20 protein-coding genes are annotated in these 23,459 nt (G+C 42.7%); 10 read left to right on the forward strand and 10 right to left on the reverse strand.

Annotated elements, in window-relative coordinates:
• Positions 1-235 precede the first annotated feature (235 nt).
• The 4 genes from L4D20_RS00995 to L4D20_RS01010 all read left to right on the forward strand — a co-directional run bounded on the left by L4D20_RS00995 (position 236) and on the right by L4D20_RS01010 (position 6,339).
• Complete coding sequence (locus L4D20_RS00995; RefSeq protein WP_428799699.1) at positions 236-1,243, forward strand: putative 2-aminoethylphosphonate ABC transporter substrate-binding protein; 1,008 nt, start codon at positions 236-238, stop codon at positions 1,241-1,243.
• A gap of 153 nt (positions 1,244-1,396) precedes the next feature.
• Positions 1,397-2,776: a (R)-1-hydroxy-2-aminoethylphosphonate ammonia-lyase gene (gene pbfA, locus L4D20_RS01000; protein ID WP_428799700.1), complete on the forward strand. Its 1,380-nt coding sequence runs from the start codon at positions 1,397-1,399 to the stop codon at positions 2,774-2,776.
• An 88-nt stretch (positions 2,777-2,864) separates the two neighbouring features.
• Positions 2,865-4,265, forward strand: a complete 1,401-nt coding sequence (locus L4D20_RS01005) for an FAD-dependent oxidoreductase (protein ID WP_428799701.1) — start codon at positions 2,865-2,867, stop codon at positions 4,263-4,265.
• A 328-nt stretch (positions 4,266-4,593) separates the two neighbouring features.
• Positions 4,594-6,339: a hypothetical protein gene (locus L4D20_RS01010; protein WP_428799702.1), complete on the forward strand. Its 1,746-nt coding sequence runs from the start codon at positions 4,594-4,596 to the stop codon at positions 6,337-6,339.
• 99 nt (positions 6,340-6,438) lie between these two features.
• Here the strand turns inward: L4D20_RS01010 and L4D20_RS01015 are convergent, their stop codons facing one another.
• Together L4D20_RS01015 and L4D20_RS01020 are read right to left on the reverse strand one after the other, a co-directional pair.
• Complete coding sequence (locus L4D20_RS01015) at positions 6,439-6,798, reverse strand: glutaredoxin family protein (protein ID WP_428799703.1); 360 nt, start codon at positions 6,796-6,798, stop codon at positions 6,439-6,441.
• A 77-nt stretch (positions 6,799-6,875) separates the two neighbouring features.
• Complete coding sequence (locus L4D20_RS01020) at positions 6,876-10,004, reverse strand: EAL domain-containing protein (RefSeq protein ID WP_428799704.1); 3,129 nt, start codon at positions 10,002-10,004, stop codon at positions 6,876-6,878.
• A gap of 541 nt (positions 10,005-10,545) precedes the next feature.
• Here L4D20_RS01020 and L4D20_RS01025 point away from each other — a divergent pair.
• From L4D20_RS01025 to L4D20_RS01050, 6 genes are all read left to right on the forward strand, one after another.
• A complete protein-coding gene (locus L4D20_RS01025; RefSeq protein WP_428799705.1) occupies positions 10,546-11,652 on the forward strand; it encodes a putative 2-aminoethylphosphonate ABC transporter ATP-binding protein in 1,107 nt (368 codons plus the stop codon).
• Between the two features lie 15 nt (positions 11,653-11,667).
• Complete coding sequence (locus tag L4D20_RS01030) at positions 11,668-13,389, forward strand: putative 2-aminoethylphosphonate ABC transporter permease subunit (RefSeq protein ID WP_428799706.1); 1,722 nt, start codon at positions 11,668-11,670, stop codon at positions 13,387-13,389.
• 33 nt (positions 13,390-13,422) lie between these two features.
• Positions 13,423-14,133 (forward strand): phosphonate utilization transcriptional regulator PhnR, encoded by a 711-nt coding sequence (gene phnR / locus L4D20_RS01035; RefSeq protein ID WP_428799707.1) that lies wholly within the window; start codon positions 13,423-13,425, stop codon positions 14,131-14,133.
• A gap of 146 nt (positions 14,134-14,279) precedes the next feature.
• The gene (locus tag L4D20_RS01040) at positions 14,280-14,525 is read left to right on the forward strand and encodes a hypothetical protein (protein ID WP_428799708.1); all 246 of its coding nucleotides are present in this window, start codon (positions 14,280-14,282) and stop codon (positions 14,523-14,525) included.
• 86 nt (positions 14,526-14,611) lie between these two features.
• Entirely contained in the window at positions 14,612-14,998 is a 387-nt protein-coding gene (locus tag L4D20_RS01045) for an MAPEG family protein (RefSeq protein WP_428799709.1), read from the forward strand.
• A gap of 4 nt (positions 14,999-15,002) precedes the next feature.
• Positions 15,003-15,524, forward strand: coding sequence for a DNA mismatch repair protein (locus L4D20_RS01050; RefSeq protein WP_428799710.1), 522 nt, complete (start codon positions 15,003-15,005; stop codon positions 15,522-15,524).
• Positions 15,525-15,635: 111 nt separating this feature from the next.
• Here L4D20_RS01050 and L4D20_RS01055 read toward each other — a convergent pair whose 3' ends face one another.
• The 8 genes from L4D20_RS01055 to L4D20_RS01090 form a co-directional block, all read right to left on the reverse strand.
• On the reverse strand, positions 15,636-16,862 hold the full coding sequence (locus L4D20_RS01055) for a beta-ketoacyl-ACP synthase (protein WP_428799711.1): 1,227 nt from the start codon (positions 16,860-16,862) through the stop codon (positions 15,636-15,638).
• Entirely contained in the window at positions 16,859-17,584 is a 726-nt protein-coding gene (locus L4D20_RS01060; protein ID WP_428799712.1) for a 3-ketoacyl-ACP reductase FabG2, read from the reverse strand. The genes L4D20_RS01055 and L4D20_RS01060 overlap by 4 nt, the downstream gene beginning before the upstream one ends.
• Positions 17,581-18,045, reverse strand: a complete 465-nt coding sequence (locus tag L4D20_RS01065; RefSeq protein ID WP_428799713.1) for a hotdog family protein — start codon at positions 18,043-18,045, stop codon at positions 17,581-17,583. Before L4D20_RS01065 ends, L4D20_RS01060 begins: the two co-directional genes overlap by 4 nt.
• On the reverse strand, positions 18,038-19,261 hold the full coding sequence (locus tag L4D20_RS01070; protein WP_428799714.1) for a beta-ketoacyl-[acyl-carrier-protein] synthase family protein: 1,224 nt from the start codon (positions 19,259-19,261) through the stop codon (positions 18,038-18,040). The genes L4D20_RS01065 and L4D20_RS01070 overlap by 8 nt, the downstream gene beginning before the upstream one ends.
• Positions 19,262-19,280: 19 nt before the next feature.
• Positions 19,281-19,934, reverse strand: coding sequence for a DUF3261 domain-containing protein (locus L4D20_RS01075; protein WP_428799715.1), 654 nt, complete (start codon positions 19,932-19,934; stop codon positions 19,281-19,283).
• A complete protein-coding gene (locus tag L4D20_RS01080; RefSeq protein WP_428799716.1) occupies positions 19,931-22,366 on the reverse strand; it encodes an MMPL family transporter in 2,436 nt (811 codons plus the stop codon). Before L4D20_RS01080 ends, L4D20_RS01075 begins: the two co-directional genes overlap by 4 nt.
• On the reverse strand, positions 22,338-22,910 hold the full coding sequence (locus L4D20_RS01085; RefSeq protein ID WP_428800727.1) for an outer membrane lipoprotein carrier protein LolA: 573 nt from the start codon (positions 22,908-22,910) through the stop codon (positions 22,338-22,340). Before L4D20_RS01085 ends, L4D20_RS01080 begins: the two co-directional genes overlap by 29 nt.
• Before the next feature lie 106 nt (positions 22,911-23,016).
• Positions 23,017-23,457, reverse strand: coding sequence for an acyl-CoA thioesterase (locus tag L4D20_RS01090; RefSeq protein ID WP_428799717.1), 441 nt, complete (start codon positions 23,455-23,457; stop codon positions 23,017-23,019).
• Positions 23,458-23,459 lie beyond the last annotated feature (2 nt).

Consider the following 23,459-nt stretch of genomic DNA (forward strand, 5'->3'; position numbering starts at 1 on the left):
TTTGGACTACTCCAGAATTTGAATTCACTCTAGCAGGCAATAAAAAGAGAGGTAAATAGCGAGAAGGCTAAATTCATCAAATCTTCATATAAGTATCTTTGCACCGACTATCGACGTCACAGTTTGAATTATGTCGTTAAACTGCCATTTTTTGTTCACAGTTCCGTCATGTAGATCCACTAGGGTAATCACCATCAACTGGTCAATACCAAATAATTGTATATTGGAGAAAATAATGAAAAACCGTTTTATTAAAGGATCGCTAACTGCGGTACTGTCTGTTCTAGCAACAAACGCGTTAGCTGCTGAAGAAGTAACGGTATACACCGCGTTCGAAACTGATTTATTAGCGAAATACAAGACGGCTTTTGAGAGTGAAAATCCAGATATTAAGATCAAATGGATTCGTGACTCGACAGGCATCATGACGGCGAAACTACTCGCAGAGAAAAACAACCCACGCGCTGAAGTGGTGTGGGGGCTAGCTGGTTCTTCTATGGCACTACTAAAAGAAGAAGGTGTTCTACAGCCGTATCAACCAAAGGGTCTTGAAGACTTGCGACCTAACTTGAACGATCCACAAGACAATCAAGCTTGGTTTGGGAATGATGCGTTCTTTAATGCCGTTTGCTTTAACGAGATTGTTGCGAAACAGCTAGATTTGCCAACGCCGACATCTTGGGAAGACTTAGCAGACCCTGTATACAAAGGTCATATCGCGATGCCGAACCCTGCCTCATCAGGCACAGGCTACATGCAGGTATCTGCTTGGCTAAACAACATGGGTGAAGACGAAGCTTGGAATTACATGAAAAAGCTTGATAACAACATCGCTCATTATACTCACTCTGGTTCTAAGCCTTGTGTTCAAGCGGGCATGGGTGAAGTCGCTATCGGTATTTCTATGGCCGTTCGTGGTGCTAAGTTAAAAGAGCAGGGCGCGCCTCTAGCTGTTATTACACCAAATGGAATTGGCTGGGAATCTGAAGCTGTTGGTCTTGTTGCCGATAATGATGCAGCGAAGCGTGTTGTTGACTGGTCTGTATCAAAGTCAGCTAATGAACTTTATGTCGAGTCTTACCCAGTTGTCGCGCATAAAGACGTTGAAGCAGTTGTATCACATTACCCTAATGTTCAAGAAGTGATGGCGGATATGGATTTTGCCAAAATGGGTAGCGACCGCGCAAAAATCCTAGCGAAATGGTCTGAAAAGTTCGACGCAAAATCAGAGCCTAAATCTTAATTAAAAGAAGACGCTAATCAGTCCACCTCGGTCAGAGGTGGATTTTTTGTCTGTGACTCAATGATCCGTAATAACGCTTTTTCATCGAGTAATAGCCAAAAACTAATACCTAAAAGCCAATACCTGAAACCAATAGCCAATTAAGAAAAACACATGTCTGAACAAGTCGTAAATATTGAAGAAATTAGCCGTGAACAAGGTGATGTGAACATATCTCAGCAGCGTCTTGATTATCAAGAAGAACATCTGGATGAAATTTCACGTGAATTAATCACACAAGATCAACAATTGTTTTTGCACCAAAGTTTGAGTACGCCTGTTTTGCATGCACTATCGCATTCGGAAGGTGCTTATATTTATGACTTTTCAGGGAAGCAATATTTGGACTGCCACGGCAATGGCGTCCATGCCGCAGGTTTTAATAATGACCATGTTATTGAAAGCATGATCAAGGCACTAAAAGAGAAAAATACGTTTACGTCTCGCCGTTATACCAACACAAATATCGTTGCTCTAGCGAAAAAATTGGTTGATATCACGCCTGACGGTTTAGATCGTGTTTCGTTTTGCCCCGGTGGGTCTGAAGCCATTGAGCTTGCTGTTTCAATTGCGAAATCATACACCAACAAATGGAAGACGATTTCCTTTTGGGATTCCTACCATGGTAACGGTTTCCAGTCTGCGAGCTTAGGTGGTGAGCGTCTATTTAAAAAACGGCTAGGCCCAATGGTTCCAGGTGCTTTGCATGTGGATTTCCCAAATTATCAAAATAATCCATGGGGCTTTAATTGTCAGCAAAAAGTGGATGATGAAATATTACGCCAGATGCGAACCTTGTTTGAAAAGGAGGGGGATATAGCCTGCGTTGTTGGTGAGCCAATTAGTGCAACTCCAGTAATGCCAAGCCAAGATTTCTGGCAGCGCGTGAAATTGCTCTGTGAAGAGTTTGGGGCACTGCTGATCTTTGACGAGATCATAGAAGGATTTGGTCGAACAGGAAAAATGTTCGCGTGTGAGCATTATGTCACACCAGACATTCTTGTATTGGGTAAGTCACTTGGCGGAGGTTTAGTGCCTTTTGCTGGTGTGGTGGTTGCTGAAAAATACAATGTGTTGGAAACACAGTCTGTTGGGCACTATACCCATGAAAAAAATGGCCTGTGTGGCGCGGCGGGTGTCGCAATGATTGAGCAAATACAAGATAGAAATTTAGTCGAAAATTCAATGTGTTTGGGTGATTACCTTAAAAACCGATTCATCGAGATGCAACAAAAATACGCCATTGTTGGTGCCGTTGATGGTATTGGTTTACATCTTGGAATTGAGATTCTAGATAGCCTTGATAGTGGCGAACGTGGGTTGCATGAAGCCGAGACCATTATGTATCAGTGTTTTGAGAATGGATTAGCGTTTAAGCTTATAGAAAGCAGCATCATTACGCTTCGCCCTTCTTTAGTCATCACCCAGAAAGATGCCCAATTCATAGCCGATACAATTGAACAAGCAATTATAGCGGTAACTAACTCTCGTTAATTTAACTTTGCCGTCTTCAGTCATACCAAAGATCTGTTCGTTCTTTGCAGCAGGGCGGCTAAGTAGAAGTGTAATAAAGGAACTCTCTATGTCATCTCATCAATCTTACTGGCTAAAGCAAGCACTCGAGCGCGAGCCGTCAGATCCGATTCAAACTCTTGAACAAACCATTGCTACTGATGTTGCCATTGTTGGCGGCGGTTATACAGGCTTGTGGACTGCGATTATGCTAAAAGAGCAGCAGCCTGAACTTGATATCGTTATTCTTGAAAAAGATCTTTGTGGAAGTGGTGCATCTGGTGCGAATGGCGGGTGTATGCTGACATGGGCAACCAAGTATCCGACCATGAAACGACTGTTTGGTGAAGAGCAAGCTCAATGGTTAGTGAAAGAATCTGAGAATGTGATTTATGAGATAGAAGATTTTTGTCAGAAAAATAAGATTGATGCGGAGTTGTATCGACATGGTACTTATTACACTGCGACAAATACAGCACAAAAAGGTGGCATAGCGCCAGTTGTTAATGAGCTTGAAAAAGAAGGCATTAATAGTTGGTCCAAATGTGATGACAGTAATATTGCGGAATTAGCCGGTTCACATCGCCATATTGAAGGGTATTACTCACCAGCCGCTGCGAGTGTACAACCCGCATTATTGGTTAGAGGTTTACGTAAAAAAGCGCTCGATATGGGGGTGAAAATCTACGAAAACTCTGCGATGAATAAGCTTGATTATGGTGATATTCCGGTTGTTCATACATCGAAAGGGAAAGTAAAAGCAGGCAAGGTCGTACTGGCTTTAAATGCTTGGATGGTCGCGCATTTTCAGCAGTTTAAAAATAGCATCGTTGTTGTTTCATCCGATATGGTGATTACAGAGCCATTAGGGAACAAGCTTGCTAAACATGGCCCTGAGAAAGGGGCGACGGTTGTCGATTCACGTATTTTTGTACATTACTACCGAGACACAAAAGATGGTCGGCTAATGCTAGGTAAAGGGGGAAATCAATTCTCGTTTGGTAACCATGTCGACTCCATGTTCAATAAGCCAAGTCGATATGTTGACCTGTTAAATCGCTCATTCTCGCGACTGTTTCCAAATCTTGAACAACCAAAAATTGCCGATAATTGGACAGGAGGTTCTGATCGTTCAGTTACCGGACTGCCATTTTTCGATTATTTGGCTGACCAAAGCAATATTGTCTATGGTTTTGGCTATTCAGGTAATGGCGTTGCACAAACTCGAATTGGCGGAAAGATTCTGTCTTCCATGGTATTGGAGCAAGATAATGAATGGACCAACAGCGGGCTAACTCGTGGGCCATTAGGTTACTTCCCACCTGAGCCGATTCGTTGGATTGGCGCAATGATGGTCCGTGATGCTGTAAGGCGCAAAGAAGAAGCCGAAGACAATGAACAAACTCCGATGGTGTGGGACAAATGGTTAGCTAAATTAGCTGGCCCAGCAGGGAAAACAGATAAGGTTTAAACGCGATAGAAATCGTAAGTAGCGTATCCATTTCGTGCTCTAAATTGTTAATAAAAACCGCTGATCATGGTTTAGATGATTAGCGGTTTTTTAGTTTTACTACGTCAGTTATACATATCTAAAATGAATCTATATCATTGATAACAATCCGAAATGCGTTAATTGATATATCTATCTGAATGAAATGTTAATTTGGTGGTCTAACTCGTACTTTCAACAATGTTCACATTTCTTATATTGAACCGATATCTCAAAACCTAATAGTCTTTCTCAATTGTTTCAGTGCTTTATTGAAGCAAGAGCAAAATAATTATAATTAGGGATGATCATGCAATTCAGAAAAACAGCAATATCGATGTCTATTATCACCGTATTAGCACTTGTTGGTTGTGGTGGAAGCAGCTCGTCAGATGGTGGTTCAGGTGGCGAGGATGTAATAGCGACCCAAGGGACATTCATCGATGCCGCAGTTGAAGGGCTCTACTACGTATCACAGCCAAGTGGTAAAAAAGGATTTACGGATGCAGAAGGGATTTATGAATTCGAAACTGGCGATTCCATTACGTTCTTTTTAGGTGGTGAAAATGGCCTGCGTATTGGCAAAACAGGTGCTCGAACGGTTGTTTCTCCATTTGAAGCAACAGGTAACTATCAAAAAGCGATTAACCTTGCTCGTATTCTGCAAACCATGGGTAATACCACGGCAGATTCGATTACGCTGCCTGATAGTGTAATTGCCCCAGACGCTGCGATGATTGCTGCACTGAATAATGTCTCTTTGCATGATATGGATTCAGCGGATGACCTAAAGGCAGAACTTGGTGGTGATGAATGGATCAGTGAAGAAGATGCGTTAGCTCACCTAAATAATTCTTTGAAAGATCTAGAGCGTGGCAGCAATGAAGTTTTAGCCGACTGGCAACGTGGATCGGGTAAATTCCTACGTACCATTGAGTCAAGTCTATCGGCTAAAAATAATATTAATGCAGATGAGCGTCTTTATGTACATGCGGATAAGCTACTCGACCCTGATATATTTGATGCTACGCGAGGTATGTCAAACCAGACGTTCCGATTAGATCAAACTGATTTAGTTATTCTAGAGGGGTCTAATGATTCTACTGTCTCGGAAGCTTATGCTGCTTTGTATCTAACTTGTTTGGATGAAAATGGATTGGATGCCGATTTTATTAATCCAGGGGATTCACACAATGGGATTGCTCAGTGCAATGGCAGTGATTTAGGTTATATCTCAGATAAATTTAGATTAACTGCTACATTCGATTACGCGCTACTTTCTCCGGAAACAGAGTCTGTCGAGGATGAGTACGCTCCTTGGGATGACGTGAAACAGTTTGGTCCATTATACGCTTGTATGGCAGACAAGAACTGTTCTGAAAACGCGTTGACAGGATTTTATGTCACAGAGTTCAATGATGATGAAAGCGAAGACCAAGATTCACCTGATTGGAGAAGAGACGTACTGAATACTAGCTATGATTCCGTTTCTGGTGTATTCACTGAAGTGAAAAATCGTACTCATACCTCTGGTATTTATGAAGGTCGTATGTCTCAATCATTAGGTTTTGCTTACCTTGTCGATTCACCAACCTCTGAGCGCTACGTTGACTTTACAGGTACCTGGAACGTTGTTATGACTCGTCCAGGCTGTGATAAGGTTGCGGGGTCTACTAATGTATATAATTCATCGGGTGTAACAATCTCTGGTAAAGACTTCGAAAATGGTTGTAACCTCGTTGATTTTGAAGAAACGGTAACTTACGCAGAGTTGGCTGAAAAGGATTTCTGGTGGTTTGCTACCAATGGTGATGACAATCTTAGCAAAGCAACACTGACCCAACTCAATAGCACGATCCGTTGGTGTGATATCGATGAAAATGATGGTGAAGTTGATTTTGGGGGTTGCCAAGATGAATATGGAAATAGCAAAGTGAAATTCAACCGTTGGGAATACGCTCCTTCTGGTGCTGATTGGGATCAGGGTATCCTTAATCGACGTACGTTAAATAGCGATGGTAGTGTTGGCACAACAATTTCAATGTACAAAATCTAGTTTTAGTTAGATTTACGATCCAAAAAAGCCGTAGTCCATAATGTATGGTCTACGGCTTTGTTTCATCTTTAACAGAGCAATGAAACGTAGGGAGAGCTCTTACGCAAACTCACTTTCTAAGTAAGTCACAATGTCAGAGGATTCGTACATCCACGTCGTCTTACCTTCTTTCTCAATGCGCAGGCAAGGCACTTTAATCGCCCCACCGTTAGTAAGAAGATCTTCTCTGTGTTTTGGGTCATTCTTAGCGTCGAGCAGGTCAAACTTAACCGATTGACGTTTCATTGAGCGACGAACTTTTACGCAGAATGGACACGCTTCAAACTGGTATAAAGCTAATGAGCTGGCTTTTTTATCCACTTCTTGTTGCAGTGCAGTATCGCGTTTAACGCCTTTAGGGGTAAAAACGAAATTCAATGTCAAAATGACTTTCCCTAAAAACCAACGAATAAACTTCATAATTTCTCTTCTTGATAGGGTTAAAATTTACAATAGTGTAACAGTGTTATCGATCGGGAAGTAGAGTTGTAACCAAACTACTCGTTAATCCAGGCTTCATTGGGTGTCCAATGCGTTAACCAGTTTTGTATCTCTTCTGCTGGCATAGGTGGTGAAATTCCATGCCCTTGGGCTAAAACACAACCCATAGATAGTAACTGGGTACCATGTTCAATCGTCTCTACACCTTCCGCTGTCACTTGGCGATTAAACGCTGAGGCAAGGCTTATCACCCCCATCACAATCGCTCTGTCGTCAGCATCGTCTAGCATGTCTCTTACAAAGCTTTGATCTATTTTTAATACTTCAGCAGGTAGTCGTTTCAGATAGGTTAATGATGAAAATCCGGTTCCGAAGTCATCCAATGCAAAGCTAATTCCAATATCCATGCATGATTTCATGATTGAGAGTACTTCTGTAATATCGCTTAACGCACTGGTTTCCAGAATCTCTAACTGCAGAGAGCTTGGGCTGACGTTAGGGTGTTTTTGAAGGGATAGGGTTAGTTTCTCTACAAAGTTCGGTTGTTGCAATTGGAAAGCATCAATGTTGATACTAACAGGAAGGTTAATATCAGATAACAACCACTGCTCCATTTGAGTGAGTGCCATGTCGATGACTAAATCGGCCATTTTGAGACTGACAGGGTGGCTGTCTATGATTGGCAGGAAACTATCAGGGTATAGCAAGCCATCTTCTGGATGTTGCCATCGAATTAACGCTTCTACACCGACAACTGCGCCAGTTTCCATGTTTACTTTGGGTTGATAGTGCAAAATGAACTCATTCTGTTTAAGGGCGAGTGAAATACGTTCAATAGTTTGGTGCTGGGTTTTGATTGAATCACTTTCATGGACATCGAATAAATGATAACGATTTTTCCCCGATTGCTTAGCGATGTACATTGCTTGATCAGCGTGACGCATTAATTGATCTGCATTGGATTGATCTTGTGGGTAAAACGTAACGCCAATACTGGCAGAGACTTGCATGGTTTGTTTTCCGATAGCGATTGGGCTTTTTGCTGCATCAAGCATACGGTGGACAATCAACTTAAACTCATCAATATCGTCTATACCGACTAACACAACAACAAACTCATCACCGCCAATACGGGCAAGCGTATCTCCACTACGAAGCGTTTCATTCATGCGCTTGGATACGATGACCAGTAACTCGTCGCCAACATCATGCCCATAGTTATCGTTGATCGCTTTAAAGCCATCAAGATCAAGGTAGGCTACGGCAAGTGAAGTCTCATTCACCTCGGCACGATGCATCGCTTTTTTTAGCCGCTCTGCAAGTAACATTCGATTGGGTAAATGAGTCAATACGTCGTAGTGAGCAATGTGTTCGAGTTGCTGTTGCTGTTGCTTAATCGCGGTAATATCAGAGAACAGAGCGACGTAACTTTGAATGGTTTCATTATCATCGCTCACAGCGCTAATGGTCATTAATTCTGGAAAAAGTTCTCCGTTCTTACGTTTATTCCAGATCTCTCCCGACCAATGCTGATGTTTTTTTAGTGAAGTCCACATCGCTTGATAAAAGCTTTCATCGTGGCGATCTGATTTCAATATGCGTGGGTTTTGTCCAAGAACATCTGAACGGCTGTAGCCGGTGATGTCGGTAAAGGTGTCGTTCACATTGATGATGGATCCGGATGCATCGGTGATCATGATACCTTCTCTAGCGTGGGTAAATACGCTAGCGGCTTGTTTGAGCTGATCCTCTGTTTTCTTACGTTCTGTAATGTCGATTAGCTCGACGACTCTTGCGTCCACACCTCGATATGTGATCTCTTTTCCCGTGATTGATATTGGGTATTTAGAGCCATCTTTTCGTATTCCGATTACCTCGTAAGTTTCGCTATAATTCGATTCAACGTTGGCCATAACTTTGTCTAAAAATTCGGGCGAAATGAGATCAAACCCATTCATTCCAACAAGCTCAGAGTAGCTAAAACCTGTAATGTCAGAAAGGCCATTGTTGCACTCTAAAATACGACCCTTGTGATGAATTATGATGCCCCCATAAGTGGCTGCACAGAGGGCTTTGAAGCGTTCTTCACTATGAATCAACGTATCTTTAGTTTCAGCTAAACGAATGTTAAAACGGTGTAAGTAAAATATGATGCTACTAGTCACAATCACCAATAGGAACGCGGCGGACAGAACCAGAAATAACCATTTTGGGATATGGTAGGGCTCAGGGTCATAAATAAAACCGTCGAAGTGTTTGTCATTTTCGATGAGTCCCGATTTAATAAATGTGTTGACCATATGTTGCCAGCGGTCGGGGTTCATATTACCCATTTGAATGAGGTCAGGAATGATCAACTTTCGCATTGCATTCGCTTCGAAACGTAAATGCTCTCTAGATTTCTTTACATCATATTTATTAATAAGGAGATCAATGATCTCTTCACTATTATTCATCGCATAACGCCAGCCTTTGAGCGTCGCTCGTAGCATTGCTTCTATCCGTTCTGGATTTTTATGTAATTCATATTCTGTGGTAAAAAGAATATCACTGTAAAAATCGACTCGGTAATTGATCGGATCAATGATGTTGTAAGGAATACCTTTTTTATCCAAGAAGTAGGGCTCATTGGTGGAATAGGCATTAAAGGCGTCTGCTTTTCCTGAGATGAGGTCATCGAGTTGGTAGCTGCTTGGAATGATTTCAACTTGAGAAAGAGCAACATTTTCATTCAGTAACATGGTAAGAAAATCTGCATCTTCGTTTTTATTGGCTAGCATGACTTTTTTACCAATGAGGTCATGTACGGAGCTTATTTCTGAGTCTCCTAGGGTGATAAGTATCGATGGAGAGTGCTGAAATATGGCTGCTAACGCGACGAGAGGCTGCCCTTGCAAACGCTGATACAGAACTTCACTGTTTCCTTCGGCATACTGTGCTCTGCCTGATAGCACTTCGGAAACAGGTTGGTGGCTAGGGTCACCACTACGGAGTTGAACATTAAGACCTTCCTCTGCATAAAACCCTTTTTCAACTGCGGCATAATAGCCTGCAAATTGGAATTGATGGTGCCACCTCAATTGGAGGTTTACGGTGTCTAGTTTGGGAGGGTGATCGGCGAAAGCGTCAGGGGTGTATGTCAACGAGCAGAAAAACGCGGTAAAAAAAGCGGTTCGAGTGAGCAATGAAAGTTTGCTGGCAAGTGAAAAACTTACCAGCAAGATGGATGAATAAACTGTTTTTAGTAAAGGAATACAATAATTTATTGATCTTTCCCTAGAGCACGACTGATTATCCAATGTATCAACATCCTAACATTGAAGGTTGACTCTACTAAGGGTCAATTCATGAGCGATTAGCAGAATAGCGTCATCAAAAGTGAAGCAAGTGACGGAGTAACCTTGAAATAAACCACCTGAAAGGTCGAGTTTCATTGAGCGCTATCAGGTCCGATGATCCATATCCAAATTTAATATACTTATAAAACTATCGATAAACAAATCTAATAACTCATTGAAAATCAATGCGCATGGAGAATGACGGGATTTAATTGGGAATGATTCTTATTAGTGAGAACGACTTATAGGGATATCGGTTGCCGAGAGTAACAATGTCAATTTAGCTCGATATAGTAAATCTGTCATCTCGTTACTACAAAAGTGTCATGGAAGTGACACACGTTGGATTTAGAGTTGGTATATACCTTTTGTCGTGTGATGACCAACAATGAACCAACCATATCTAAACATCGAAAATGTAGTGAAGAAATTTGGCAATTTCGCAGCACTAAAACAAATCTCGTTAGCTATTGAGCAAGGAGAGTTTGTTTGCTTTTTGGGGCCATCAGGCTGCGGAAAAACCACATTGTTACGTGCCATTGCTGGGCTAGACTTGCCGACATCGGGTGGGATCTTTCAAAATGGCGTTGAGACGACTTTTCTACCACCGGAAAAGCGTGATTTCGGTATCGTGTTTCAGTCTTATGCTTTATTCCCCAATTTAACGGTTCAAGAGAACATTGCAATTGGTTTGAAAAACCAAGGTATCTCTAATCCAGAAGCACTAAAGAAAGTTGAATATTGGTTAGATATGATTGGTCTGCCGACTTCCGGAGAGAAGTACCCCAATCAACTTTCTGGCGGACAACAACAGCGTGTTGCACTTGCGAGAGCATTAGCATTATCACCGGGTATGTTGTTACTTGATGAGCCACTATCTGCCTTAGATGCGAAAGTACGTACTCACCTACGTGAAGAGATCTGTAAGCTACAAAGGAAGTTAGGCATTACGACGATTATGGTGACGCACGATCAAGACGAAGCACTGTCAATGGCTGATCGGATAGTTGTCATGAATCATGGTGTTATTGAGCAAGTAGGCACACCAAAAGAAATTTATCAGCAACCAGCCAATCGATTTGTCGCCGAATTTGTTGGAAGCATGAACTTTATTGAAATGTCAGTAGCAACCAATTCTCAGGTTCGTATCTCTGAATCTTTGCTACCGACACCTGCCATTGATAACCGAAATCTAGAGACAGGTGAAAGGCTCGATCTTGCGGTTCGTCCTGAATCGATCCAGTTTATTGATAACCCATTAATTGGCTTGCCAGTAAGAATATTATCTCAGGAATTTCTCGGTGCCTTCAGCCGTGTTGAATGTCATTTATTGGGCGATGTTTCTCAGCGCACCATTATTGTTGATATCTCAGCTGAGCAAGCTCAGACACAAGACCTAACGATTGGTGAAATTCGGTATATCCAGTTATCACATCATGGTCTTCGCGCGTATCCAGCACTGAGTGCTAATAATGATGTTGTGATTGCCGCTTAACTGGAGACTGCTCAAATGGAAACAAAAACAATGACGTCACTCTCTTCGACCATGCGTTCGCCGATGCATCTATTAAATCGTCTTAGCCGAGATAATGTCGTCCTTTTTACATTGTTGGCTAGCTTGTCGGTATTGATGATTTTATTCATCTTAATGCCGCTTTGGGCGATGCTTGCTAAGAGTGTACAGAATGCGGAGGGCCAGTTTGTTGGATTGGCTAATTTCTCTACATACTTTGCATCTCAAGCACTTTGGCAATCGCTTGCCAATACATTCAAAGTTGGTTTGATTGTCACTACCGTTGTTGGTGTACTTTCTTTTGGTTATGCCTACGCGTTAACTCGTTCTTGTATGAGGTTCAAAGGCCTTTTTCAAGTACTAGGGACTGCACCTATTTTGGTTCCTTCGTTACTACCAGCTATTAGCCTTATCTTTCTATTTGGTAATCAGGGCGTGGCAAAAGAGCTCCTAGGTGGTCATTCAGTCTACGGTGTTATTGGCATATCGATTGGTCTGATTTTTTGGACCTTCCCACATGCATTGATGATATTGACGACTTCCCTAAGAACATCCGATGCTAGATTGTACGAGGCAGCACGAGCACTAAAAACGTCACCATTCAAAACGTTTTTTGTTGTGACATTACCGGCGGCTAAATACGGTTTAATTAGTACATTGATCGTCGTGTTTACGCTGGTTGTTTGCGATTTTGGTGTCGCGAAGGTCATTGGTGGTAGCTATAACGTTTTAGCAACGGATATATTCAAGCAGGTAGTAGGGCAACAAAACTTCTCAATGGGCGCAGTGATTAGTATTGTACTGCTGTTACCAGCCCTACTTGCGTTTACTGTAGACCGTTGGGTTCAGAAAAAGCAAAAAAGCTTGTTTGATACCCGCTCTGTTGCCTACCAACCAGAGCCGAACAAAGTACGAGATGGAATCTGTTTTATCTACTGTTTAGCTGTTTCTGTGATTGTATTGGCTATTTTGGGCATGGCGGTTTATGGCTCATTGGTAACCTTTTGGCCTTGGAATAAAACGTTAACTCTAAGCAACTATAATTTTTCTGAAGTGAGTGCTTATGGTTGGGCACCGTACTTTAACTCATTAACGCTAGCGAGTTGGACGGCTCTGTTCGGGACGGTCATCATTTTCGTCGGCGCATACTGTATTGAAAAAGGACGCTCATTTGCGCCAGTGAGACAATTCATGCAAATGATGTCGGTAGTGCCAATGGCCGTTCCTGGTCTAGTGCTCGGTTTGGGATATATATTCTATTTTAATGACGCCAATAACCCACTTGGCTTCCTTTATGGGACCATGGCATTTTTGGTCATCAATACAGTGGTTCACTACTATACCGTTGGCCATATGACGGCAATTACAGCATTAAAGCAGCTCCCGGCAGAACTAGAAGCAACAGCAGCAGCGGTCAAACTTCCTCAATATAAGTTGTTTTTTAAAGTGACGCTCCCAGTTTGCTTACCTGCGGTGTTAGATATAGCCATTTACCTTTTTGTAAATGCGTTAACTACAACATCAGCGGTGGTATTTTTGTATTCAACTGACACAATACCTGCGTCGGTATCAGTTTTAAATATGGATGATGCAGGCCAAACTGGTGCGGCGGCAGCGATGGCTGTTATGATTATGATCTCCGCAGCAACAGCGAAGTTAGTGCATGTTGTGATCAGTAAATTGCTGGAAAACAAAACTCAAGCTTGGCGCAAGCGCTAATGGTAGTTCAAGTTAACGAGACAAGGGCATATAGTGCAGTACGTTAAAATTAAAGACTCAATTGTTGAACAGATTGCATCGGGCATGTTGGCCCCAAGACAAAAGTTACCCGCTGAACGTAAATTGGCGGAGTCATTTGATACAACACGTGTAACGTTGCGTGAAGCGTTATCGCTATTGGAAGCGGAAGGTACTATTTACCGTGAAGATAGACGTGGTTGGTTTATTTCACCAACGCCACTTAGATACGATCCGACCCAAACATTGAACTTTACTAACATGGCTCTGGCGCAAAACCGTGTTCCTAAAACAGAACTACTAGCTGCAAAAGGGATGCTGGCAAACAAACAGGCGTCTAGCTTGCTCGGTCTAGAACCTTTTGCCAATGTATTTCGAGTTGATCGTGTTCGATATTTGGAAGATCGCCCTGTCGTGTATGTGACTAATTATGTTCGCCCAGAGCAGTTTCCTGATTTACTCGATCATGATCTTTCAAAATCTTTGACTGAGATTTACCGTGAACATTACGGCGTTATATATCAAAAGATCCGTTACCGTATTTGCAGTAGTTCGTTAATCGGAGACGTTGCCCAAGCGCTTCGGGCGACTTCAGGAACGCCTGCTATGATCGTCGAACGGATCAATTACAGTTCCAAAGGCGAACTTATTGATTGTGATATTGAATATTGGCGTCATGACGCGATAAACATTGCTTCAGTAGCAGAGCTTATCGAAAGAAGCTAGCGAAAAGAAATACCGTGAAGGCCAATGCCGAAAAACGTTTCAATTGATACGTTCTTCGATTGGCCTTAATTATTTTTGCCGCTTGCATATGCGGTTACTCTCCCTTTAAAGTACCTACCTAATTGAACTCACATTTAAGGCCAAGTATGTATCTCGTGTTGTATTGCCATAACATAGGCATGACGGATTTCTCTTTTTTTGAAACGGAAGATTTCGATAGGGAAGAGGGCTATGTTGTTCGAGGAAAATGGCCGAATGAGAAAGCATTTAGGGAATATTTGAAAGGCGAATTTGGTGATATGGCGGACGTTCAAGTTCTTGACTTCATCTCTGAAGGTCAGAAAGCGGAAGGTTATTCTCAATCGGACCTAGTGCGCTTAGCTCAGCTTTAAGTTCATTAGTATTTGTTTATGGATAGGTAATGAGACGCCATTGTTATCTGTTTAGTTAAACCTCAAGAGTAAAGGGAGAAACTCTTATGATTACTGCGCTTTACGCGTCTGTATGTGCTTGCTTGATGATATGGTTATCAATTGAAGTGATTAAACAGCGCCGAACCCATAAAGTGGCCTACGATGATGGCGACATTAAATCATTACAGATAGCGCGAAGTGCGCAAAGTAATGCGGTCGAATACATCCCAATCACTCTCATTTTAATGGCGTTTCTTGAATATAATTTAGGGGTGGCAGTCTGGCTGCATATCATTGGCGTTGTCTTTGTTTGTGGTCGATTGATGCATGCGAGAGCTATTTTAACCAATACGTTCCCTGGTAGAAAACTCGGTATGCTACTGACATTTTCAGTCATGGTGGTGTTAATCGTATTAAACTTTGCTTATCTACCATTTGAAAAGCTTTGGTAATGCAATGACTCTACGTTTTCCTGCGCCTTGGGTACTAGTACTAATTGGTTTGATTCTTAATGTTATGGCGATTTTGATGTCTAGTGTCGTGCTTGATAGGTTGGGTGCTAGAATTGAAACGTTGTCGCAAGAAGAGACTCAAAATGTGTACTCTATTCAGCTTGCTTGGAAAACGGTGGAGGCGCTCGAACGAAAAAGAGAATCATTGCTTCTGCACATCCAACTTTCTGAAAATAATGATGCCTCTGATGAGTTACAGTCGGTACTTAAAACTCAACTTAGTTATTGGGTGGCAGATGAAGTTCCATCATTTATTAAAGCGAATCTACCTTCATTAATGACGTTGATAAACCAAGCTCAGCAGAATTCACGCGATCAGATTGATGACCACTACTTACGGAATTTGACGCTGATGGATGAGATGAATAGCCTGAAAGACAAAATAGCTTGGTACAAGAACATCGGGTTATTTTTACAAGTATTCGGTTTAGCGTTGATTTTGGCGCGTGATTTGGCAAAGCGTTAGGGGGCGGTTGAGTTTAACTCGATGTGTTTAAGTTCTGATAGAAAGAAAAAGACGCCTTTAGGTTACTGTTAGTAGCATAGGAGCGTCTTTTCTAATTAATAAATACTAACCTTAGGTTAGCTTTTTGAATATCAGTGATGTGTTAATTCCGCCGAATGCGAAGTTATTACTCATAATGTAATCGGTATTCAACTCGCGGCCTTTATCTGTGATGTAATCTAAATCCCCACACTGAGGGTCTAGGTTATCGAGATTAAGGGTAGGGTTAAACCAGCCAGTGTGCATCATTTCAAGGCTCAGCCATGCTTCAATAGCGCCACACGCACCTAGAGTATGACCGAAGTAACTTTTCAAAGAGCTGATCGGAACTTTACCGAGGGCATTGGCTGTTGCGTTACTTTCCGCAATATCGCCACGATCTGTTGCTGTACCATGTGCTGATACAAAACCAATCTTGTCAGCGGGTAGGTTAGCGTCGCGTAGCGCCATTTCCATACACGCTTGCATCGTTTCCATTTGAGGTTGAGTCACGTGCGCCGCATCGCAGTTACTCGCAAACCCAATGATCTCAGCATAGATAGTTGCACCGCGAGCTACAGCGTGTTCGTACTCTTCTAAAATAAGCGTTCCCGCACCCTCGCCAATCACAAGACCATCGCGATCACTATCGTATGGACGTGGCGTTGTTTTAGGGGCGTCGTTTCTTAGACTAGTAGCAAAAAGGGTGTCAAATACCGCAGATTCTGTCGGGCAAAGTTCTTCACCTCCACCTGCCACCATCACGGTTTGATAACCATGTTTGATCGCTTCATACGCGTAACCAATCGCTTGGCTACCAGATGTACAGGCACTGCTGGTCGGGATTACACGGCCTCTAAGACCAAAGAACAATCCGACATTAACTGCACTGGTGTGTGGCATCATTTGAACGTAAGTCGTTGCTGTGATCGCTTTGGTTGTTTTCTCGTTTAGCATGACTCCGAAAGCACCAATCGCGTCGGTACTGCCTGTTGATGAGCCGTAAGCAACCCCAGTTTGTCCATCAGTCAGTACAGAATGACCAATTAAGCCTGCTTGTTCTAATGCTTGTTCTGTTGCTACTGTCGCAAGCTTAGACACTCGGCCCATTCCTCGAACTTGCTTACGCTTGTAATGCTTTGGTAGTTCGAAATCATCAATGGGCGCTGCGAGTTTAGTGTTTAGACCATCGTATTGCTCATAAGATGGCATGTACTGTGTAGCGTTTTCACAGTCACGTAATTTAGGTTCAATGGTTTGCCAATCATTACCAAAAGCGGTAACTCCAGACATACCAGTGACAACAACCCTATGGCTCATATTAAACCTCCATTTACCGAAATAACTTGGCGTGTAACATAAGCTGCAATGTCAGACATTAGGTAGCTTACGAGGCCGGCCACTTCTTCTGGTTCGCCCATACGACGAAGTGGAACTTGCGGTAGAGCATGTTCTTTTACATGTTCATCAATCATGCCTGTATCAATTAAACCAGGCGCGACACAGTTGACGGTGATTTTTCGTTTTGCTAATTCAAGAGCGAGAGATTTTGTCGCACCAATAACACCGGCTTTTGCTGCACTGTAATTCGTTTGGCCTCGGTTTCCCATTAAGCCTGAAACGGAAGCAAGTGTGATAATACGTCCACCTTTACGTTTTTGAACCATAGGCATTACGCAGGGGTGAAGCACATTGTAAAAACTATCGAGGTTGGTATGGATAACGCCATCCCACTCTTCTTCTGTCATCGCAGGGAATGCGGTATCTCGTGTGATACCTGCGTTATTGACCACACCATAATATGCGCCGTGCTCTGCAATGTCTGCTTCGAGTTTAACTCGGCACGTTTCTCTGTCACTAATATCGAATTGAATTAAGCGACCCTGCCCACCATTTTCTTCAATAGTAGCAAGGGTGGCATTTGCGCCCTGTTCATCACCCATGTAATGCACGGCAATGGTAAATCCATCTTTAGCCAATTGAATTGCAATGGCCTTGCCGATGCCTTTGCTCGCACCGGTGACTAATACCTGTCGGGTCATGCTTGATTCCTAATTTTCATCTCTTGTAATTTTTGTTCGCTTGGCACGTAAACGTTAAGCTGGCACTTCGCGACTTGTAGACCGTTATGTTCAATATAAGCAGAAAAAACGGCCATACCATTATCTTCCATCACTTGTTCAGCGTAAATATCTAACGTCTGTCCTTGTGAAAAGGTGTCACAGTTTGCGACGTAGCGTCTGCTACCTAATAAAAAACCAATAGGTGGCTCTTCATTTCGCAAAGTCGCATGATATCCAGACCACGCTGCGACAGATTGAGCCATAAACTCAATGCCCAAATAAGCGGGAACAGAATTCGTTTCTTTATTAAAAAAGAGGTTATGCTCGTCAATATCCACTTGGCAATGGATAGACTCAGCTTCAACTGAGAGAGCACGATCAATTAAGATCATTGGCTTCTCATGAGGAAGTAATTGTTCAATAGTGGGGATGTTACTCATCGGCATAACCAAAAATAAGACTAATATTATTGCCACCAAAGGCAAACGAGTTGCTTAAGATGGCTTTTCTGTGAAGTTTCATTGTACCTTCAACCAATTTAATGTCGATATCGTCAGCTTTGTTGAGACAATTTTGCTGAGGAAGTGGTAGATCATGGTTAAGGATATGCCATGCAATCGCGCCTTCTGTAGCGCTCGCTGCACCAAGAGTGTGGCCTGTTAGTGGCTTGGTTGAACTAACGGGCACTTGGTCTTTGAAAAGGTTAAATATCGCTTTGCTCTCCATAGAATCGTTCAATGGTGTTGCCGTTCCATGGGCATTGATATAACCAATTTCACTGGGCTCTAAATTAGCATCGAGTAATGCTTTTTGCATCGCTTCTTCTGCACCTTTACCTTCAGGGTGTGGTGCTGAAATGTGGTGAGCGTCAGAGCTATCCCCAACACCTAAAAGAGCAACTTTGGGCTTAGCTGAATTGCAGTCTACAGGCTTATTGCTGAGCAACATAAATGCTGCAGACTCACCGATGTTAATCCCTTTACGTTGAGCACTAAAGGGTTGGCAAAGCGTATTTGAAAGTGCTTCTAGGCCATTGAATCCATTTAACGTTAGCTGACAAATGGTATCTGCACCGCCAACAATAACAGCATCAACAAGCCCCGCATTGAGCATTCGTTTCGCGCTAATAAATACGCGACCACTAGATGAGCACGCTGTTGAAATAGCGTAGCACGGCCCAGTTATGTCTAAGTACTTCGCTATAAACTCACTTGTATTGCCTAGCTCTTGTTTAGAGTAGTGAAAGTCGGCTGGAAAGGCTTCATTTTGAAGCATGCTATCAAATGCCACCTCACCATCAGCGATGCCTGAGGTACTCGTACCGACAATCACGGCTACGCGGTCGCTGCCAAATTGTGAGATTGCCGCTTGTATACTTTTTTCGATTTGCAGGAGCGCGGTAAGTGCGAGTTGGTTATTACGAGACTGGTAAGCTTGCAGTGAACTTGGAATCGACGCTAGGGGCGTGGTTACACGGCCAATAACGGTGTCTGTGGCGGTGTTCAATATCGATTTTTCTAGCAGCATGTTTGCTTTGCTAGGGTCTGCCAAAGTTTGCTGGATTTGCTCAGTATTACTGCCTATAGCACTGACAAATCCACAGTCTTGAATGTAAATGGGCTTTGAAGCTTGAGTCGTTAAATTAGGAGTTGTCATCTTACTGTCTTTCTAATCGTTAATTGTGTGCGTCAACAATGTCGGCATTAAGTGTTTGGATAGAAATCGTGTAACCGAGGTGTCGGTTTTCAAATTGAATCAACCCAGACAAAGGATCTGAATTTTCATATTCGATGACGATGACGGTGCTTCCTGCTGCATCAAAGATAGTTCGCTGATATTCCGTTTCTGATATTTTCCACTTTACCTGATTTAATGGGGCTTCCCAAGCGCTGATCGGCCAGAGAGTGATCATTAAATTAAATAGTATTTGCTCTGGAGCGGGAAGCGTGTTTTCTAACCCGCTTAATACGCTAGTTTCGATATTATCTTTTTGATAATCAAGAGATAAAATTCGAGTGCCCCAAGAAGAAAAACCAGCTAAAACTATCTGTTGTTTTGTTACTTCTAGGTGAACAGGCAATTGCTGATTTTGAGTTTTTCCAGAATTGCCCTCAACCGGCCACGTGGCTGAAATTAGCTGACCGGCAGTGACGTTGTAACCTAACTGGTCGGGTGAAGGAAGCGGTACAAAAACAGAAGGGCTGATTTCCACCAAAGTTGATGACGGAGTAGAGACCAATGAACAGCCACTGAGCAGAAATGCGGTTGATATACATGCCAACAAAGGAATCGTTTTTGTTAGGTAGTTATGGAGTGTACTAATGTTCATACCAGATCCTGTTCGCGCTTCTGCTGATGTAGATTGTTTGAGGATATTGCCAGCGGTGCAAGCAACCAAGCCACAAAAATGCCACTTAATACCGTAATACCAAAACTGTGAATCGCATGTGTATCACTAAGAGAAAGTAACCCAAAAGAGAGAAGGGTCGTCATGGCTGATAAAGTAATCGCAAGTAAGGTACTTTGACTGCGAGCTTGTTCTGCAAAAAACAGCGTATAGTCGATACCAATACCTATGATTAATATTAACGCTAGAAGGTTGAATAGGTTAAGCGTTGAGCCCGTGATCACCGTAACAGCGAGACCTGCGAGACAGGCGATAAGTGACGGAAGTAAGATCTTAAAGCTCTGAGTAGCGCCATATCGAACACTGAGTAGTGAGGCAATGATCAAGATAGCAATGCCTAATAACTCCATAATCTTCACTCGATATTGAGCAAACAGAGTCGATATCTCTTGAGCCTTATTCAAGTAGCTAATATGACCACTACTTTGAACAAAGTCAGTGATGGCTAGAGCATCGCTAACATCTTTAATTAATACCACTGCAGAGACTTGTTCATCTAATTTCCCTAAATACAAAAAGCGTGTCGGCTCAGAGACTGAGCTTTCTAAGTAGTGAGCCAGCGTTGTTGGCTCGAAGGTGGCTTCAAACCTAGGAACATCAGACAGTTGAAGAGCATCGGCAAGGCTTTGTGCTTGATTGTGATACAACGATTGAATAAGGGTGAAGTTGTTCTGCTGCTTCTCTTTTGAACTGGTGTATTGATGAAGGCTTTGATAGCCCGATATCACGCCATCACTTTTCCACTGAGTAAGAGTATGGGCCAGCTTTTCAGTTGCTTGGAGCAATTGTTCATCATTGTCTGCAGTAACGACTAACATTTGCTGGGATGACTGTATTCCGGTGATCTGCGCAATAAACTGCTCTTGACTCTTTAACTGCAGAGGCATCGCTTGAAGTTGGTGGATATCGTCATTGTATTGTACTTGCGTCATCGCAAGTGTGCTGACGGCAATAATTGAAGTAGGCAGGCCAAATCGAACCGTCGGTTTTTCCCACACTCTAAACCACCAAGTCCAAAATTGCTGTCCGGGAAGCGCTCTGTCTTGGCTTGGAGCATGAGCTAGGATCGGATACCAAGCAACCACTGTTGCATAGGCAGCTGCTAGCCCAATAGCAGAGAACAGAGCGAGTTGCTGCAACCCAGGGAATGGAGCAACGAGAAGGCCGAGATAACCAATTAAACTCGTAATCAGCCCCAACGTAATAGCTGCGATAATATGCTTAAGTGCTTTAACACTGTGCCAACGCTTTCCGGCTGCGAGTCGATCGGTAAGGTAGTGAAAGGCATAATCAATAGAAACGCCAATAAGGCTTGCCCCAAACACTAAGCTAAATAGATGCACTTGGCCAAAAATAAGGGTGGTGATTGATAGTGCAACGAACAAGCCAATGCTGATTGACAGTAACGCGAGCAATAGTGGCGTGGTACTGCGAAATACGACATAGATAAGTGCAATGACACCAAGCAGAGAAAAAACGCCTATGGTGCTAATTTCAGACTTAGCACTACGAGTACCAAAGTCGGCATAAAATAGCACACCAGTGTGATTAATCTCGACACTGTACTGCTGTAAGATTTGTTGCTGCCATTGCGCGATTTCAGGCACGCTTTTTTGGGCTTGAGCACTGTAGGGCGAGTCCGAAAGTTGTGCCGTGATGAGTAAGTAATGTCTATCGTTGTACTGGGTTACGAGGTAGTTATTATCGAGTGAAAAATTAGAAGATGACGCTGAGACGTCTTGTAAGTAATCTCGAAATAACAGAAAAGGGTCGCTGGCGAGTTCTTGCCCTGTTACGCCGGAAAATGGGTTGTAAATAGCCTGAACAACGGATTGAACTAGGTTCTCTGGCTCTGTTGAAAGTCTTCTTTGCTGCTCATTGGTCAGTTGGTTAAAGCGTGCATTATAATAATAGCTGGCCCATTCTCGCTGAATTGAGGGATTAACTTTGGACCGAACGACTTTAAAGTAGCCACTTTGCTCTAGTGTGTTTGCAAAGCTATCCGCCGCTTCAAATAGAGTGGTTTTATTATTACTGTCTTTTGCGTTGGCAGACTCTTTTGGGCTAGCAGAAAGTACGAAGACAACTTGGTCACTCATGCTATTGGTGATTTTATCAAACGCTTGGCTAGCAACGGGATCTTGTTGGTTGGTTGGAAGCAGCTTTAGAATGTCGGTTTCAATTGGTGAATCTGGGTTGACCACCCACTGCTTGACTAATAAACCAAGGCAAAAGACTACGATAGCGACCCATGAAAATGCCAGTATCTTTTGCTGCTTTGGCATTGAACTTAACACCGAGGTGCTTTTTTTTGATTCGGTGTGATTAGAACTCAAACTGCGCCTGCTCATCATCGGTTAATTTTTCTGGTAGATGATTCTGATTGGTAAACAGTATTTCTGTTTTATCACCTCTAAGTTCAACCAGAGTTAAGGCATCAATATCTTGCGAACCCTTTAGATTAATCTGTTCAAATACTGCATTGAGTGGTGCTTGAGTCGGTGTCAGTTTTAGAGTCCATTTGTCCCCTTCAGAAGAAAATCCAAGGTCAAATTGTTCTTTTAATTTGTCAGTGTTGCCGTGAAATACCGAGAGAAATATATGGCTAAAATAAAAGGCCATTGGGTTCTCTTTTGCTGTGATGATTTGTGATGGTTGGTCGGAAAAAGTTTGGCTCAGTCTGTTTTTAGTTAAGACTAAGTTCACCGGAAAGGGGGTGTTTTGCTGCCAAAGTAAGCCCTCTTCTTTATCAAGAGTAAATTGACCAGATGACGATAAGGGTTGCTTGAACATTTCAAGGTGGCGTAGTTGGGTGAAGTCGCCGCGTACAACTTGATATTGCGAAAGTTGATGTTGCAAAGCGTCGAGATCATTTATTGATGCGATACTCTGTGGCATCACTCCTAATGCGATAACACACGTAAACAATTGAACGCTTAACTTGCGTACTATTTTCGTGAACTTCATCGTTACTCCCATTACGTTCAAGGCTGCATCGACCATATTAAAGTGTCCCGTTTTGATGCCATTGTGCAACTTTGTCTGTGAATATTGTTGGAGAAACAAAACACATCTCTTCGTTTTTCATTTCAACCGCGACTTGCATCGTGTGCGCTTTGCACATGCGTTTATGGGTATTAGCGTCATAAATCACGTAATCCACGCGTAGGCGATTTTCCCACTCGGTAAGCTGGGCTGTAATACGAATTTCATGATTAAACGGAATTGCTTTCACGTATTTAACTCGTGTATCAATGATCGGCCACATGTAGCCAGATTCACTCATCGCTAAGTAGCCATATTGAATCTTTTCCATCAAGATACGGCGAGCTTCTTCGAAGAATCGAAAGTAATTGCCATGATAGATAACACCCATTGGATCGGCATCTTGAAATGAGGTGACTAATGTCACCTCAGAGTTCAGTGGATAAACGATATCGCTCATTA

The organism is Vibrio kyushuensis (genome assembly GCF_050337325.1).
Classification (GTDB): Bacteria; Pseudomonadota; Gammaproteobacteria; order Enterobacterales; family Vibrionaceae; genus Vibrio; species Vibrio kyushuensis.